Origin of the sequence: Flavobacterium sp. 22659 (genome assembly GCF_052044235.1) — a bacterium.
Lineage (GTDB): Bacteria > Bacteroidota > Bacteroidia > Flavobacteriales > Flavobacteriaceae > Flavobacterium > Flavobacterium johnsoniae.
Genome location: NZ_JBQEMU010000001.1, coordinates 162,421 through 177,389, shown reverse-complemented (window position 1 = coordinate 177,389; position 14,969 = coordinate 162,421). Strand labels below are relative to the sequence as shown.

General features: G+C 33.0%; 14 protein-coding genes. 2 read left to right on the top strand and 12 right to left on the bottom strand.

What is annotated here, in order from left to right:
• Positions 1-128: 128 nt before the first annotated feature.
• The 5 genes from ACTJIW_RS00890 to ACTJIW_RS00870 form a co-directional block, all read right to left on the bottom strand.
• Positions 129-962: a GIN domain-containing protein gene (locus ACTJIW_RS00890; RefSeq protein WP_433813557.1), complete on the bottom strand. Its 834-nt coding sequence runs from the start codon at positions 960-962 to the stop codon at positions 129-131.
• 85 nt (positions 963-1,047) lie between these two features.
• Positions 1,048-1,782, bottom strand: a complete 735-nt coding sequence (locus ACTJIW_RS00885) for a head GIN domain-containing protein (protein WP_433813555.1) — start codon at positions 1,780-1,782, stop codon at positions 1,048-1,050.
• Between the two features lie 11 nt (positions 1,783-1,793).
• Positions 1,794-3,530 (bottom strand): PspC domain-containing protein, encoded by a 1,737-nt coding sequence (locus ACTJIW_RS00880; RefSeq protein WP_274251303.1) that lies wholly within the window; start codon positions 3,528-3,530, stop codon positions 1,794-1,796.
• A gap of 3 nt (positions 3,531-3,533) precedes the next feature.
• Entirely contained in the window at positions 3,534-3,866 is a 333-nt protein-coding gene (locus tag ACTJIW_RS00875; RefSeq protein ID WP_008464689.1) for a PadR family transcriptional regulator, read from the bottom strand.
• A 161-nt stretch (positions 3,867-4,027) separates the two neighbouring features.
• Positions 4,028-4,483: a DUF4870 domain-containing protein gene (locus tag ACTJIW_RS00870; protein WP_183044555.1), complete on the bottom strand. Its 456-nt coding sequence runs from the start codon at positions 4,481-4,483 to the stop codon at positions 4,028-4,030.
• A gap of 254 nt (positions 4,484-4,737) precedes the next feature.
• Between ACTJIW_RS00870 and ACTJIW_RS00865 the strand changes: the two genes are divergently transcribed.
• Entirely contained in the window at positions 4,738-5,190 is a 453-nt protein-coding gene (locus ACTJIW_RS00865; protein WP_012022302.1) for a DUF4442 domain-containing protein, read from the top strand.
• Between the two features lie 148 nt (positions 5,191-5,338).
• On the opposite strand, the gene ACTJIW_RS00860 is transcribed toward ACTJIW_RS00865, so the two are convergent.
• From ACTJIW_RS00860 to ACTJIW_RS00830, 7 genes are all read right to left on the bottom strand, one after another.
• Positions 5,339-5,497 (bottom strand): hypothetical protein, encoded by a 159-nt coding sequence (locus ACTJIW_RS00860; protein WP_175556815.1) that lies wholly within the window; start codon positions 5,495-5,497, stop codon positions 5,339-5,341.
• 138 nt (positions 5,498-5,635) lie between these two features.
• Entirely contained in the window at positions 5,636-7,876 is a 2,241-nt protein-coding gene (locus ACTJIW_RS00855; protein WP_440715364.1) for a multicopper oxidase family protein, read from the bottom strand.
• A gap of 9 nt (positions 7,877-7,885) precedes the next feature.
• Positions 7,886-10,399, bottom strand: a complete 2,514-nt coding sequence (locus ACTJIW_RS00850; RefSeq protein WP_440715365.1) for a heavy metal translocating P-type ATPase — start codon at positions 10,397-10,399, stop codon at positions 7,886-7,888.
• 231 nt (positions 10,400-10,630) lie between these two features.
• Positions 10,631-11,191 carry a helix-turn-helix domain-containing protein gene (locus ACTJIW_RS00845; RefSeq protein ID WP_121360221.1) on the bottom strand — a complete coding sequence of 187 codons (561 nt, stop codon included), beginning with the start codon at positions 11,189-11,191 and terminating at the stop codon, positions 10,631-10,633.
• Positions 11,192-11,195: 4 nt separating this feature from the next.
• Entirely contained in the window at positions 11,196-11,726 is a 531-nt protein-coding gene (locus ACTJIW_RS00840) for a DUF3347 domain-containing protein (RefSeq protein ID WP_121360222.1), read from the bottom strand.
• A gap of 113 nt (positions 11,727-11,839) precedes the next feature.
• Positions 11,840-12,220, bottom strand: coding sequence for a hypothetical protein (locus tag ACTJIW_RS00835; RefSeq protein WP_440715366.1), 381 nt, complete (start codon positions 12,218-12,220; stop codon positions 11,840-11,842).
• A gap of 72 nt (positions 12,221-12,292) precedes the next feature.
• Positions 12,293-13,126 (bottom strand): AraC family transcriptional regulator, encoded by an 834-nt coding sequence (locus ACTJIW_RS00830; RefSeq protein WP_012022296.1) that lies wholly within the window; start codon positions 13,124-13,126, stop codon positions 12,293-12,295.
• A 103-nt stretch (positions 13,127-13,229) separates the two neighbouring features.
• Between ACTJIW_RS00830 and ACTJIW_RS00825 the strand changes: the two genes are divergently transcribed.
• The gene (locus tag ACTJIW_RS00825; RefSeq protein ID WP_440715367.1) at positions 13,230-14,396 is read left to right on the top strand and encodes an MFS transporter; all 1,167 of its coding nucleotides are present in this window, start codon (positions 13,230-13,232) and stop codon (positions 14,394-14,396) included.
• Positions 14,397-14,969: the final 573 nt, after the last annotated feature.

The following is a 14,969-nucleotide window of genomic DNA, read 5'->3' as shown; positions in this document are numbered from 1 at the left end:
TCACAGTTTCCAGGTTTTGTGGGAATTGAATAAAAAATAAAAGTCCCAATCTTAAACTGATTGGGACTTTTATTTTTAAAATAGTATGTGTTCTAATTCAGGTAAACTGAAAACTGTGACTGAATACTTTATTTAATCTTCTTAAACAATTTAGCTTCTTCAGAAAAACGGTTAAGCGTGATAGCCGGGCTTCCAAAAAGAGAGATTTCAGCCTTATCTCCTACAGCTAATGAAAGTGTTGTTTCTGCAAGAATAGTTCCTACTGCATAATTTTCAGCCGTAACATTTGCATCTTTTAAAGTAAACTTTGTTCCAGTAAAAACTGAATTGTTGTCTAAACGAATTGTTGCTTTTTCTGCAATTCCTTCTATAGCTGCAACTGCTTTTTGGTATAAATCGCATTTAAATTTAATAGCAGAAACCAATGTTTTAATAGAAGAGTTTTTGCTCAATTGCAAACTTCCATCTTCCGTTTTTAAGTTTAATTCAGTTTTTGATTTGTCATCAGCAAAAAGAGTGAATTTTTTTGAATTTACATTTAAGTATAATTTAGAATAATCAAAGCTGTTAAAAGTAATATTGTCTAATTGCAGTTCCTGAATTGCATAAATTTTAGAATCGTTTTTACTGATTACTTTGTTTAAAGAACTGGTATAGGTGACTTTTACAGCAAGTTTTTTAAAGATTGTACTTTCTTTTGATGTATATAAACGAAGTGTTTTATCTCTTAAGTCCATTGCGATGATTTCATGCAGATTGTCATCAGCCTCAATTTTAATTTCGTTTTTTTCTCCTTTTTCAAGATAAACTTCTAAATTATCATCGACTTCAATTGCATCAAAGCTTCCCGTTTCTTTAATAGAAGTTGTTACAATTTTTGATCCTTTTACTTTTTCTCTTTTTTGAGCAAAGGTTAATGTTGTAACTAAAAGTAACAGGAATAGTGCAGTATGTTTTTTCATTAATTCTAATTTTGATTTTAGCAAATATAAAAAAATCATCCACTTTAGATGAATGATTTTTTTTATATTTAACAGTTACGGCATATTAGCTCTGACTTATGCTTCCTCCTGAACTTGCGGTTTTGTCGATTGTTTTTGGAACATTGTTGTAGTTAATGTTTCCTCCGCTGCTTGCTTGTGCTTTAAGGCTTAAAATAGGGTGGACTTTAATAACTGCTCCACTCGAAACTTCGGCATCAACATCATTTGCTAATAACTGACCGGCTTCAACAGAAGACCCGCTTGCGGCTGAAGTTTTAATTTTTAATGCTTTTCCTTTAATATCAATTGAACTTCCGCTGCTTGCATGGAAAGAAACATTATCAGATTCAACTTCTACATTCATCGATGCTGCACTCGAAGTTTCCAATTCAATGTTTTCTCCCTGAAGTGTGTTTTTACTAGTAACACTTGAAGCACTAGAGGCTTCGATTTTGCCAATATGAGGCATTTTTACGGTTACTTTTTTCTGAGTTATATTACGAAATGATGAGTATTTGCATTCTATAACTAATGTTCCGTTTTCTACTTTAGTAATAATTTCTTTTTGCAGATTATCATCGGCTTCAACTGTTACTTCTACCGAGTCAGACTGCTGTACAACTACATCTATGGCATTGCTTACAGAAATATTTTTAAAATCTCCCTGAACTATTCTTTTTTCAGTGGTTACATTGCCGCTTCCTTCGATAGCGTTCATGTTGAAATTACATGAAGTAAACAATAATGCGGTTATAGTTGCAATTAAAAACTTTGTGATATGAATGATTATTTTTATCATGGCTTTGGTTGTTAGTTAATTTTTATAATAACTCCGTTTTTATCAGTTGTTAATCTTCCGTTAGTTTTTTTACCGTTTAGAACTTCTTTTCCGTTTATTTTAATCGAAACTTCTTTTACAGTATCATTGTCGATTGTATTTACTTCGTCAGAATCGTTGTCATTGTCACTGTCATTATCATGATCATCTGCCGGACAATTCAGGCATTTAACTTTTGAACCTTCAACTTTATAATCATAATTTCCATCATGATTCAGGTTAAAGAAATCATCATCGTAATTAAAGTAATCTCTAACAGAGCTGTCTGGTTTAAGCAATTGACCTTCTGGTAAATAAAGGTATATGTCAACTTCTTGTCCTCTGAATTTGTTTTTTATATCTGTCAGAAAATAATTATCCAAAATTAAATGATTTCCGTTAATTTGAAACTTGTAATTAATTTTTTCTGCTCTTTTTTTAGCGTTTGTAAAAGAGTTTCCTCTTGCACTTTTTTCTATTTGAACAAACGGAGCTTTTTCATCTGTACGTAAAACATGTAAGCGTACATCGTTTGAATAAATTAATTCGTTATTGGCAGAATCCTGAACAAATTCAAATTCTCTATAATGATTTAAGCTTTTTGCATAGTAGTCACTGTATCTGAATTTTACATATAATGTATCTGTTGGGTTGATGTTGAAGGCTTTTTTCTCGATGATTTTATTATCGTGTGAAATTTCAGTTGCCTGTTTAATTCCAATGCTTACCAAAACTGCAATTGCAATGATCCAAATAGCTAAAAGAGTATATTTTGTAATGTTTCCAATTGATTTTAAGTTTGGAGATAACAATTTAAATCCTAAAAGAGTTAAGAAGAAAAATGGAATCCCTACAGCAAAAAACATCAATAAACCAAATGACCACAACGGATATTCTGTAAAGTTTCCTGCTTCAATAAAATTCTGCCATGGAAATTCAACAAAAAGGTTAGTTCCTAAAGTAAAAACTCCAACTAGCAGCATTATTAAAGTTGAAATTCCTGCGATGATTAAAATGACACCTAAAAATTTAGCAAAAATTTTAAAAACAGTCATAATAAAGTCTCCAAATGAACTACTTATTCTCTCAGCTCCTGACTTTACCTGGTTTCCCATTTTATCATAATCTGCATTTTTGAATTTTTCAGATAATGAATCAATTTCTTCGCGAACTTTTTTTTCGATATTAGAAATTGTAACCGGTTCTCCTGTCATCTCTAATTTTTCAGAGGTTGTAACGGCTTCAGGTGTTACCACCCAAAGCACGAAGTAAGCTAAGATACCAGTTCCAAAACCAGCAAAAACAAAGATTAAGAATACGATTTTAACCCATACAGCATCAATTCCAAAATAATGTGCTAATCCAGTTGCAACACCTCCAACCATACCGTTTTCTTTATCTCGGTATAATTTTTTATGACGTCTTGTGTTATAACTACTGTTAGATTGACTTGTACTTTCCTCGTCTTCGATTCTGTAATCTTCCGGCTGTCCCATAACCGCAATCACTTCATCTACGTCTTTCAGTCCAACAACATGTTTTTCGCTTTTTTGTTTTTCTGTTAATAATTCAGAAACACGCATTTCGATGTCTTTAATGATTTCATCTTGTCCAGATGAGTTGTTAAGTGATCGTTTTATAGCGTCAAAATAGCGTGATAATTTTAAATATGCATCTTCATCGATGTGAAAAAACATACCGCCTAAGTTAATATTTACTGTTTTGTTCATGACTTATTGATTTTGATTGGTGATTAAATTTACAGCGTCAGACAATTCTGTCCAGGTACCGCTTAGTTCGTTTAAAAATGTTTGTCCTATTTCGGTTAATCCATAATATTTTCTTGGTGGTCCGGATGTCGATTCTTCCCATCGATAATTTAGTAAACCGTCATTTTTAAGCCTAGTTAACAACGGATAAACAGTTCCCTCTACAACTAGTAATTTTGCGTTTTTTAAAGTGTCTAATATTTCAGATGTATATGCGTCTTTTTCTTTTAGAACTGATAAGATGCAAAACTCAAGAACACCTTTGCGCATCTGTGCTTTTGTGTTTTCAATGTTCATAATTTCATTTTGTTTTTTTTTGATTGAACAATTCGTTTTTTGATTGAACAATTCGTTTTTTGATTGATGATTGATTTCGAAACTATATATTGATTGATTGTATGCTGGTTTCGACTATAACTTTTAATTTTTTAGATCTCGCACTTTGCGAATCCAAAATGTTACTTTATAAAAGGTATCGTCAGCGGATATTTGTATAATTCTCCGTTTGAAGCTTTTATCGAAGCATAAATCACTAAAAAGAATTCAACAAATTTTAAAAGTCCAAAAAGTATTACCGCCGTTGCTCCAATGCTTAAAAGACCAATGTTTCCTTCAAAATTGAAATTTCTAATGTAGAAATCGTCATCGTTAAAAACAGCTTCCAGTGGCAGGTTTTGTAAAAAAACTGTAACGAAAATTGGAATAGCAATTAAAGCTAAAATTAACGTGTAAAGCAATAAACTTAGTTGAAAGTTCAACGCCTGTTTTCCGTGGTGGTCTACAAATTCTGATTTGTCTTTGTAGCTTGACCAGATTATAATTGGGAAAATATAATTTCCAAACGGAATAATGTATTGGCTTAATGTACTTAAATGTGTGAATGCCGAAGTATTCTTTTCTGTTGATTTTTCCATGATGAGTGGTGTTGATGATTGCATGATTAAAAGTATATAGTAATTTCTTATGCAAATATATGTCTAAAAAACAGTATCTTGTTTTGCATAGTAGTAAATATTAACAAAATATTAACAAATCTAAATCTGCTAGATTTTGATTAATTAACTGAAAATCATCGCTAAGTATTGATTTTGTTGGGTTCATTAGAAAGTAAATATGAAGTATTGTGCGTGCATAGTTTTTTTGTATTTTTACATAAAAAATATATCAAATGGCAATTTCAGTATCGAAACTCAACAAATTTGTATTATTCAAATTACCATCGGCATACTTTTGCGGTGTGCGTGTAAAAGCAATCGACAAAGACAGATGCATAGTAAGTGTAAAGCACAGATGGATAAATCAAAACCCGTTTAATTCGATGTATTTTGCTGTTCAGGCAATGGCGGCAGAATTAACAACTGGGGCTTTGGTGATTTCGCAGATTCAGCAAAGCGGTAAAAAGATTTCTATGCTGGTTGCTAATAATAAAGGGAACTTTACAAAAAAAGCAACGGGCAGAATTACTTTTGTCTGCAACGACGGACATTTAATTGCCGATGCAATCAAAAAAACAATTGAAACTGGAGAAGGCCAGACTTTTTGGATGAAATCTATTGGAACTAATGAAGAAGGTGTTCAGGTTTCTGAAATGGATTTTGAATGGAGTGTCAGGCTGAAATAAGTCTTAAAGTTTTTTGCCACAGATTACACAGATTATAAAGGATTTAAATTTGCTTCTTTTTATTTATACAATATGTAGTAAGAAAAAGCAAACCATAAAAAAAGGCTTCAAATATTTGAAGCCTTTTTGCATTTTATATATGCTGGGATTATTTTTTAGCACAGCATTTTTTGTCTTTTTTATCATCTGTTTTTTTGCAGCATGATTCTTTTTTAGCTTTTTCCTTTTTAGGAGCTGGTTTTGTGTCTTGTGCTTGTGCACCAATTGTAAATAAAGCAATCGCTAAAACGGCAAATAATTTTTTCATTTTTTGTATAATTTAAATGTTAGATATTTTTCTTTTTTGATTGAAGATGTTGATTCAAATATAATACGATTTAGTTTTGGAAATTGTCAATGATAAGTTAATATCTAAATGTTTATGCAATCCCTATGGGACAATTTTTTAATAATTCAAATTCAATCCAAATCCAATTCCCATATCACTGTCATAATGTGTTGTGATTCCAAAGTTACGGGCAACGATATATTTTAATCCGGCCATATATTCTTTATCCGTATTCCACATTAAATTCATTCGTAAACGTCTCGAAAGCGGAATATCTTTTCGTTCAAACTGAATTCTCACATTTCCATCTGTATACATTTCAACCTGGGCTTTTACGAGCATTGGCAGTGTGTATTCAGCACCGATGCTAAAAACTGAACGATTATCTTTTGTGTTTTTTTGACCAAAAAGGTTTTGTTCCTGTTCGTCTATCCCCATTTTTCTGTATCGCCAGTCAAAACCTATAAATGGCATAAACCATTGCATTTTGCCAATATAACGGCCAATATGCGTTTCGGTTTCATAACCATGTTTGTCGTTATAACCCAATCTCCATTCAGTGCCAATACTCCAGCGCGTGTTGCTGTACATGGCTTCTCCGTCGTTTCCGTTTGAAGCAAAATCATTTTCGGCCATGAAATGAAACATACGATCGTCCATTTTTAGCATTTTGTAAGCCATTTCAGGATGATGGATTAACGGATTTGGTGCTGAATTTTCATAACTAAAAATACGTCCCATTCCTGCCATCATGTGATACAATATGTGACAATGAAAAAACCAGTCACCATCGGCATTAGCTGCAAATTCGATAGTATCAGTTTCCATCGGCATAATATCCAGAACATTTTTTAATGGAGAATAATCGCCGTGTTCGTTTAAAACTCTGAAATCATGTCCATGCAAATGCATCGGGTGGCGCATCATCGATCCGTTATATAGAGTTATACGAACAATTTCTCCTTTCTTGATTAAAATTTTATCAGTTTCAGAAATCACTTTATTATCTAAACTCCAAACATAACGATTCATATTTCCTGATAATTCAAAGCGAAGTTCTTTAACAGGAGCATCTTTAGGGAGATTCGTTTTATAAGGCGATTTAAGCATTCCGTAATTTAAAGTAACAATTTCCGGATTTTCTGTGCTGTCACTTTCCATTTTCATTTCTTCCATATTGTGACCTGAATGATCCATCGCCGGTTTTGAATTTTCATTTTCTCCGGACATTTCAGGATACATTACGGCATTCATATCCATTTTATTGAGCGACATATTCATGCCCATGTCATTCATTTCACCGTTCATTTTCATCATGTCATTCATCATTTTCATACCGCTAAAATATTTTAATTTTGGAAGATGATGAACGGGTTGTTTTGTTCCGCCTCCTAAAAATAAAGATGCAGATCCGGTTCTGTCTTCAGCTGTGGCCAAAAATGCAAAGGATTTTTTGTCCTCAGGAATTGTTACAACAACATCATAGGTTTCAGAAACTGCAATAATTAAACGATCGACTTCTACAGGTTCTACATCATTTCCGTCGCTGGCAACAACTGTGATTTTTCCGCCGCCATAAGTCAGCCAGAAATAACTGGATGCTCCTCCGTTTGCAATTCGCAGTCTTACTTTATCACCTGCCTTAAACTGCGAAAGCTGGTCTTCATTTTTTCCGTTAATTAAAAATTTCTCATAATAAACATCACTCACATCCATGGCATTCATACGTTTCCATTCGTTAGTGACTTTTGTAGAGAACTGTCCTTGTTTAAGAGCTTCAAAATAACTTTGCGTTGTTCCCTTTTTTATTGCAAACCAATCATTTGCATTGTGCAGCATTCGCTGAATGTTTTCTGGCTTTAAATCAGACCATTCGCTTAGAATAACCGGAATCGTTGGCAGATCATCAATTCCTTTTCGAATAGTTGGATCGTCTTTTTTCTTGTTGATAATAAAAAGTCCGTACAAACCAATTTGTTCCTGTAAACCAGAATGGCTGTGGTACCAATATGTTCCGTTTTGAATTATTGGGAAAGTGTATTTATGTGTTGTTCCCGGTTTAATAGGCATTTGCGTAAGATAGGGAACGCCGTCTTCTTTATTAGGCAGAAACAATCCATGCCAATGCATTGCAGTATCTTCGTTTTTTAGTTCATTGTGTACATAAATTTCGGCAATATCCCCTTCAGTAAAAGTCAGCGTAGGCATCGGAATTTGTCCGTTTACCGTAAGAGCACGTTTTTCTTTTCCCGAAAAATTGACAATCGTATCCCGAACATGTAAATCATAACGAACTACCTTTTGTGCTTTTGCATTAAAAGCAATCAAAATAACAATTAGTATAGCACGTAGTTTCATATTGATTTTTTAAAGATTTAAATTTCGTAATCGTAAAGCATTTGCAATTACAGAAACTGAACTTAAACTCATAGCCAGCGCAGCCAGCATTGGCGAAAGCAAAATCCCAAATACAGGATATAAAATTCCAGCCGCAATTGGCACTCCTAAAACATTGTATATAAAGGCAAAAAATAAATTCTGTTTGATATTTTTCATAACAGAGAAACTTAATTTATGAGCTTTTACAATTCCGTTTAAATCACCTTTTACAAGCGTGATTTTAGCACTTTCAATAGCAACATCAGTTCCGGTTCCCATTGCAATTCCAATATCGGCTTTTGCAAGTGCCGGAGCATCATTGATTCCGTCTCCTGCCATTGCCACAACTTTTCCTTCGGCCTGCAGACGTTCAATTTCTTTTAGTTTGTCTTCAGGAAGACAATCCGCTTTAAATGAACTTAAATGAAGATGATCTGCTACTGCTTTTGCAGTGTTTTTATTGTCTCCGGTAAGCATTATAACTTCGATTCCCTGATCCATTAAATCTTTAATAGCTTTTGCGCTGGTTGCTTTAACGGCATCTGTTATAGATACATAACCGACAGGTTTATTGTTTACAGCAATATAAGAAACGGTTTTGCCCAAATTTTGCTCGGCAATAATCTTAGTTTCTAAATCATCAGGAATAGAGGCGCCAATTTGATCCATCAGTTTTTTATTTCCTAATGCTGTTTTTGAATTATTCACGGTTCCTAAAACTCCTTTTCCGGCAACAGCTTCAAAATTGGGAACTTCAAGTAAAGATTGTTTTTTTTCTTTAGCAAAATTTACAACGGCTTGCGCCAAAGGGTGTTCACTATGCTGATTTAGAGAAGCAATATTTTGAAGCAGAAAATCTTCATTATTATCAATTGCATAAATTTTCTCAACTGTTGGTTTCCCTTCTGTAATTGTTCCGGTTTTATCAGTGATTAAAACATCGATTTTATTCATGTTTTCGAGTGCTTCGGCATTTTTTATCAGAATTCCGTGCTGAGCGCCTTTTCCAACGCCTACCATAACCGACATTGGTGTTGCCAGTCCTAAAGCACAAGGGCAGGCAATAATTAAAACGGCAATTGCATTTATTAATCCGTATATATAAGAAGGTTCCGGGCCAAATTTTGCCCATATAATAAAGGTTAATATAGAGATACCAACAACTGTAGGCACAAAATATTTAGCAACCCGGTCTGCCAGTTTTTGAATTGGTGCTCTGGAACGGCTAGCATCGTTTACCATTTGGATAATCTGCGAAAGCAACGTTTCTGAACCTACTTTTTCGGCAGTCATTACAAAAGATTTTGTTCCGTTGATGGTTCCTGCAATTACATTATCGCCCGTTTTTTTATCAATAGGAATAGGTTCTCCGGTAATCATGGCCTCATCGATACTGCTTTCTCCAGAAGTTATTTTTCCGTCAACCGGAATTTTTTCTCCGGGTTTAACTCGCAGTAAATCTCCTTTTTTAATGTTATGAATAGAAATTACTTTGTCATTTCCGTTTTCTACCAAAGTGGCTTCAGTTGGAGCCAGTTTTAATAATTCTTTAATGGCGCCGTTTGTCTGCCCGTGTGCTCTCGCTTCTAGCAACTGACCTAATATGACTAAAGTTGTAATTACTGTTGCAGCTTCAAAATAAAGATGAATCGTTCCGTGATGCGATTTGAATTCTGCCGGAAAAATATCAGGAAAAAACATTCCGGCTATACTAAAAAGAAATGCAACGCTGGTTCCAATTCCTATTAAGGTAAACATATTTAAATTCCATGTTGTAATAGATTTCCATGCGCGTACAAAAAATATCCATCCGGCATAAAACAAAACCGGAATTGAAAATATAAACTGAACCCAGTTCCATTTTTCAATTGACATGATTTTAAAAAGAGGATTATCCGGAATCATTTCTGACATTGAAATAATGAAAATTGGAAGCGTGAACAATGTCGCAATTTTCATTTTCTTTAATAAGTCAGTATAAGTTTTGTTGTCTTCAGATTCAGAAGCCTGTATTGGTACTAAATCCATTCCGCAGATTGGGCAGTCGCCAGGTTCATTAGAAATAACTTCCGGATGCATTGGGCAGGTAAATTGTGTTCCTGCTGCAATTTGAGGGACTAAATCCATTCCGCAAACCGGACAATCTCCGGGCTTGTTATAGGTTTTATCGCCTTCACAATGCATTGGGCAGTAAAAAACTCCTGTTGCATTATGAGGTATGGCAGCTTTTTTTGCGTGATCGTGGTGAGAATGTTCTTTTTTTGATGAACAGCATGATTTTACAGCATTTTCTGCTGTTTTCATTTCAATAGTATAGTTTCCTGCAGCCGATAGAGCTTCCTGAAGTTTTTCGGTTGCGACATGTTTATCCATTGTAATAGTCGCTTCTCCCGGATTTAGGTTTACCTCTGCGTGAATGCCTTCTATTTCATTTAAAGTTTTTTCGACTTTGGTTCGGCATCCGTTACACGACATTCCTGAAATTATATATTGATGTTCCATTGCTTTGCTTTTTTGTTTACAATGCAAATTTCTAAAGTATATGTGAGTTTGGTTTGTAGAATTTTGTGAATGATTTGTAAGATTTACAAAATTTTATTTAACCGCAAAGGGCGCAAGGATTTTTGCTATGCTGGGTTTTATATAAAAAAGCAAAGTTCGCAAAGCTTTGTCAAAACATCTTTGCGAACTTTGCGTAAATCTTTGCGCTATTTGCGGTTAAAAATCAAAAAACTACAAATTCTCGATCTGAATACGCATTTTATCTTTCTGCTGTTTGAAAGAAGTAGGAGTAAAGCCCGTAATTTTCTTAAACTGATTACTTAAATGTGCGACGTTGCTGTAGTTTAAAAGATCAGCAATTTCACTTAATGAAAGCTCATTGTAAATTAAAAGTTCTTTTACTTTCTCGATTTTCTGGCTTATAAAATACTTTTCAATAGTAGTATTTTCAATCTCAGAAAATAAATTACTTAATGTGCTGTAATCCTGATTGAGGTTTTCGACTAAATAATCAGATAAATTAATTTTTAGTTCGTTGTTTTTATGATGAACCAAATCAACAATCAGGTTTTTAATCTTCTCGATTGTTTTACTTTTTTTATCATCTAATAAATCGAAACCTAAATCCTGAAGATTTTTAAGTAAAGCTTCTTTTTGATCTTCGGTTATTTCGTTTTCTAATTCTACTTCGCCAAGTTCAACAGAAATAGTAGGAAGTCCGAGTTTTTCAAACTCAGACTTCACGACCATTTTACAGCGGGCGCACACCATATTTTTGATGTAAAGCGTCATATTTTTATTTGATGGTTTCTACCACGTTTCCGCAGGTTAGCATTGAAGAACCATAATACGGATTTTTAACTGCTTTTTCTTTGCTTAACCAGTCAGCATCGGCCATTGGACAGTATTGTTTGTAAATTGGCTGATCCGGATTTGAAACTTTTATTAAATCGTAAGTGTTTTTAGATAATGATTTAAAAGACTCACGCTGCTTTTTAAGATCTGTATTTGACGAAATTGCTTTCGCATCGGCAGTTAATTTTTTAACTACTTTCATCCAAACAGTATGTTCGTTACTTTTTAATTTGTCCATTTTTACAGCACTAATTGCAGTTAGTAAACTTGCTGCTTTTGCCGAAGTAGTTTTGGCATCACTTTTAATTAAGGCATCTTTTACAGCAAAATAGTTGTCAAAAACGGATTGTAATTCACCAGAAGCTATAACATCTTCTGTGTTGATTTGTGATTTTATTTCGTTTGCTGTAATAGTGTTTACAGAAAATAGTATTGCGATGGCTGCTAAAACAGCTGTTATTGAATTTTTCATTTTTATGTGTTTTTTTTAAAGAAAGAACTTTTTTCTTTAGGTTGTTTTTATTGAATTTTAATGTGTAATAAGTTTCCCAACAAGACCCATTTATGGCTGTTAAGAATGTTATTTTATATTTTTGGAGGTAACCAAATTGTAGTGAAACCATCAGAAATATTGGTTTCATTGTAATACGTAATAGATTTTTTTACAGAGAAATTAAAGTTATTTTGAAAATTAAAATCGCTTGATACCGGAATACTCAATTGAAAAGATGAGGTTGTACAATTGGTATGACTGCATTTTCCGTCGCAGTCGTGTTTTTTATTTTTCGATTTTGACGTTTCCTGACAGCAGCTTTTTGTGCAGCAGTTGTTTTTCTTTTTTTCTGCAGCATTTTCTTCTGTATGAGATTTTTTTAGAGATGGATTGCTGCATGCATAACCAGAAACCGGAATCAAAAAGAAACCAATCATTACTAACAGAAATGCTATGTAGACTTTTTTTGCCAAAAGAAAAATTTGTTTGTTTTACAAAATTAGATAAAAATATTTAGGAGAAATGCTCTTTTAGGATTTCAATAACTAAAGCCTTTTAAAATCAGTCGGCTTCATATTTCTTTTCTTTTTAAAATAATTAGTTAAATGGCTCTCGTCTGTAAAACCAAATTCATAAGCAATCTGCTTAATAGGCAATTGATTATTTTGAAATCTTTTCTCTATTAATGTTGTCCTCAAATTATGGATATAATCGCGATAACTTATTGAAAAAGTTCTTTTGAAATAAGCACTGAAATACGTCTGGGCAATATTAAAATGTTCAGCAATTACTTTTATTTGTACCAGTTTTGGCTGATAAATATTCTGATGAATGTAATTGGCAATTTGTTCATTATCGATATGAGTCGAAGTCATCTGCAGGTTCATGCATCGAATAGTTTCTTTTATTAAACCAAAAATCGAAAGAATCTGATAAAATACAATTGGCGAATTCGTTACATCAATATATTGGTCATATTTTGTAATGTTCTCAACCGTATTTCTAAGAATTGTTTTGCATGGTTCGCCAAATTTTAAAACCGTTTCTTTTAGGATTTTATCACGCATAAAGTTCTCCGGCGTATGAACCAGAAATTCGTCGCAGGTAAGGTTTTGTTTTGAGTTGAAATAATTATCTGTGAATTTGATGAAAATAAAACGAGTGCTTTTTTTAATATCAAAGTAATGCTCATCATCTGGTGAAATTACAAACAAATCACCGGCTTTATACGATAACAGATTGTTGTTGATATGATGCACACCGCTTCCTTTCTTTATATAAATAATTTCATAATAAGTATGAGAATGCGGCGGGAGATGAAATTTTTCTTCTTCAAACTCATCAATCATAAGTGTTTTGAATTGATTTAATTTCGGCATAACATATATTTACAAATTTATATCGCAAATATACAATTTATTTCTGCTGTATGGGTTTTAAATTTGCATCGTAGAAAGTTAATTCCCTTTCTCTCTTAATCTTATGAAAAAAAGTCTTATTGCATTATCATTTGGAGGTTTAACAATCGGTATTACCGAATTTGTAATGATGGGCCTTCTTCCTGATATTGCCTCAGATATGAAAGTCAGCATTCCTGTAGCTGGATATTTAATCTCTGCATATGCTCTGGGAGTTGTTATTGGAGCTCCTTTATTAGTAATACTTGGAAGAAATTTTCCGCCTAAAAAAATGCTTTTAATTTTGGCAGCAATGCTGGCAGTTTTTAATGCTTTGTCTATAATTGCACCAACATATAATATTTTATTTGCTTCCAGATTCTTGTCCGGATTACCGCATGGTGCCTTTTTTGGTGTTGGAGCTGTAGTTGCAAGCCGTTTAGCTGATAAAGGAAAAGAAGCTCAGGCAATTGCTATTATGTTTTCGGGTCTTACATTGGCTAATTTAATTGGAGTTCCTATTGGAACTTATATTGGGCATAATTTTATCTGGCGTTATACCTTTGTTTTAATAGCTGTTGTCGGCCTGCTTACCTTTTTGTTTATTTCATTGTGGATGCCGCATTTAGATAAAGGTGAGTCAGTAAATATGAAGAAACAATTAGAGTTTTTTAAAAGAAGAGAAGCGTGGCAGATTATAGGAATCACGGCAATTGGATTTGGCGGATTGTTTGCATGGATCAGTTATATTGCACCGTTATTAATTAACGTGTCAAAATTTGCAGAAGGTGATGTATCGTATATTTTAATTCTGGCAGGCCTCGGAATGGTCGTTGGAAACTTCGCCGGCGGTAAACTGGCAGATAAATATTCGCCTGCGCCTACAACATTAGCTTTACTTTTTATAATGTCAGTTGATTTAATATTAGTGTATTTCTTATCCTCAAATCAATATGTTTCTTTGTTTCTGACTTTCTTAACAGGAGCTATTTCTTTCTCTGTTATTGCGCCAATTCAAATGTTAATGATACGAACAGCAAAAGGAGCAGAGATGATTGCTTCGGCTTCACTTCAGGGAAGTTTTAATATAGGAAATGCTTTAGGGGCTTTCTTAGGTGGATTACCTTTGAGTGCCGGATATAGTTACGCTTCACCAAATCTTATAGGTGTTGGAATGTCGGTTATAGGAATGCTTATTACCTTAACCTTAATTAAAACTCACAAAAACAGCTTAAAGCTTCAAAGCGCATAAGATTTATTTAAATTTAGTTTGTTAATCAACCCTTAGATGATTCTAAGGGTTTTTTTATGCCTAAAATTATTTTAGAGTTGTTTAACGACTAAATGAATATAAAAGGATGGTTTATTATTCTACACTTCTTTGCCAAAAACGGATTTTTAAAATAAAAACTTGTTAAAAAACGAGGGGAATATAAAATAATATCGTTTTCGTAACTGTTTTTAAATGTCAAAAATACACTTAAAAAAATCTTAAAATCTAAACATGTAATCGATTGTTTTTTTTGAAAAATCGCAGCAAAACATCTATTTATAATAATATATTTAATATTTATATATCGATAAAATTACATTTGTCGTATAAAAAAGCATATTTATTTTTGATTTGTAATTTTATTTATGAATTTTTTATGAATTTTAATTTTTTATATAAAAAAAATATCTATGTTTGTGTAATCGATTACAACTTTAAAAAAAAGTTAAATTATAGGTGTCTATTAGTGATTTTATCAGGCTGAATCACAGATTTTGTTCAAATAGAGATGTTTTAAACTTTCTTTAAAAAAGTAGAATTGATACACAAAAA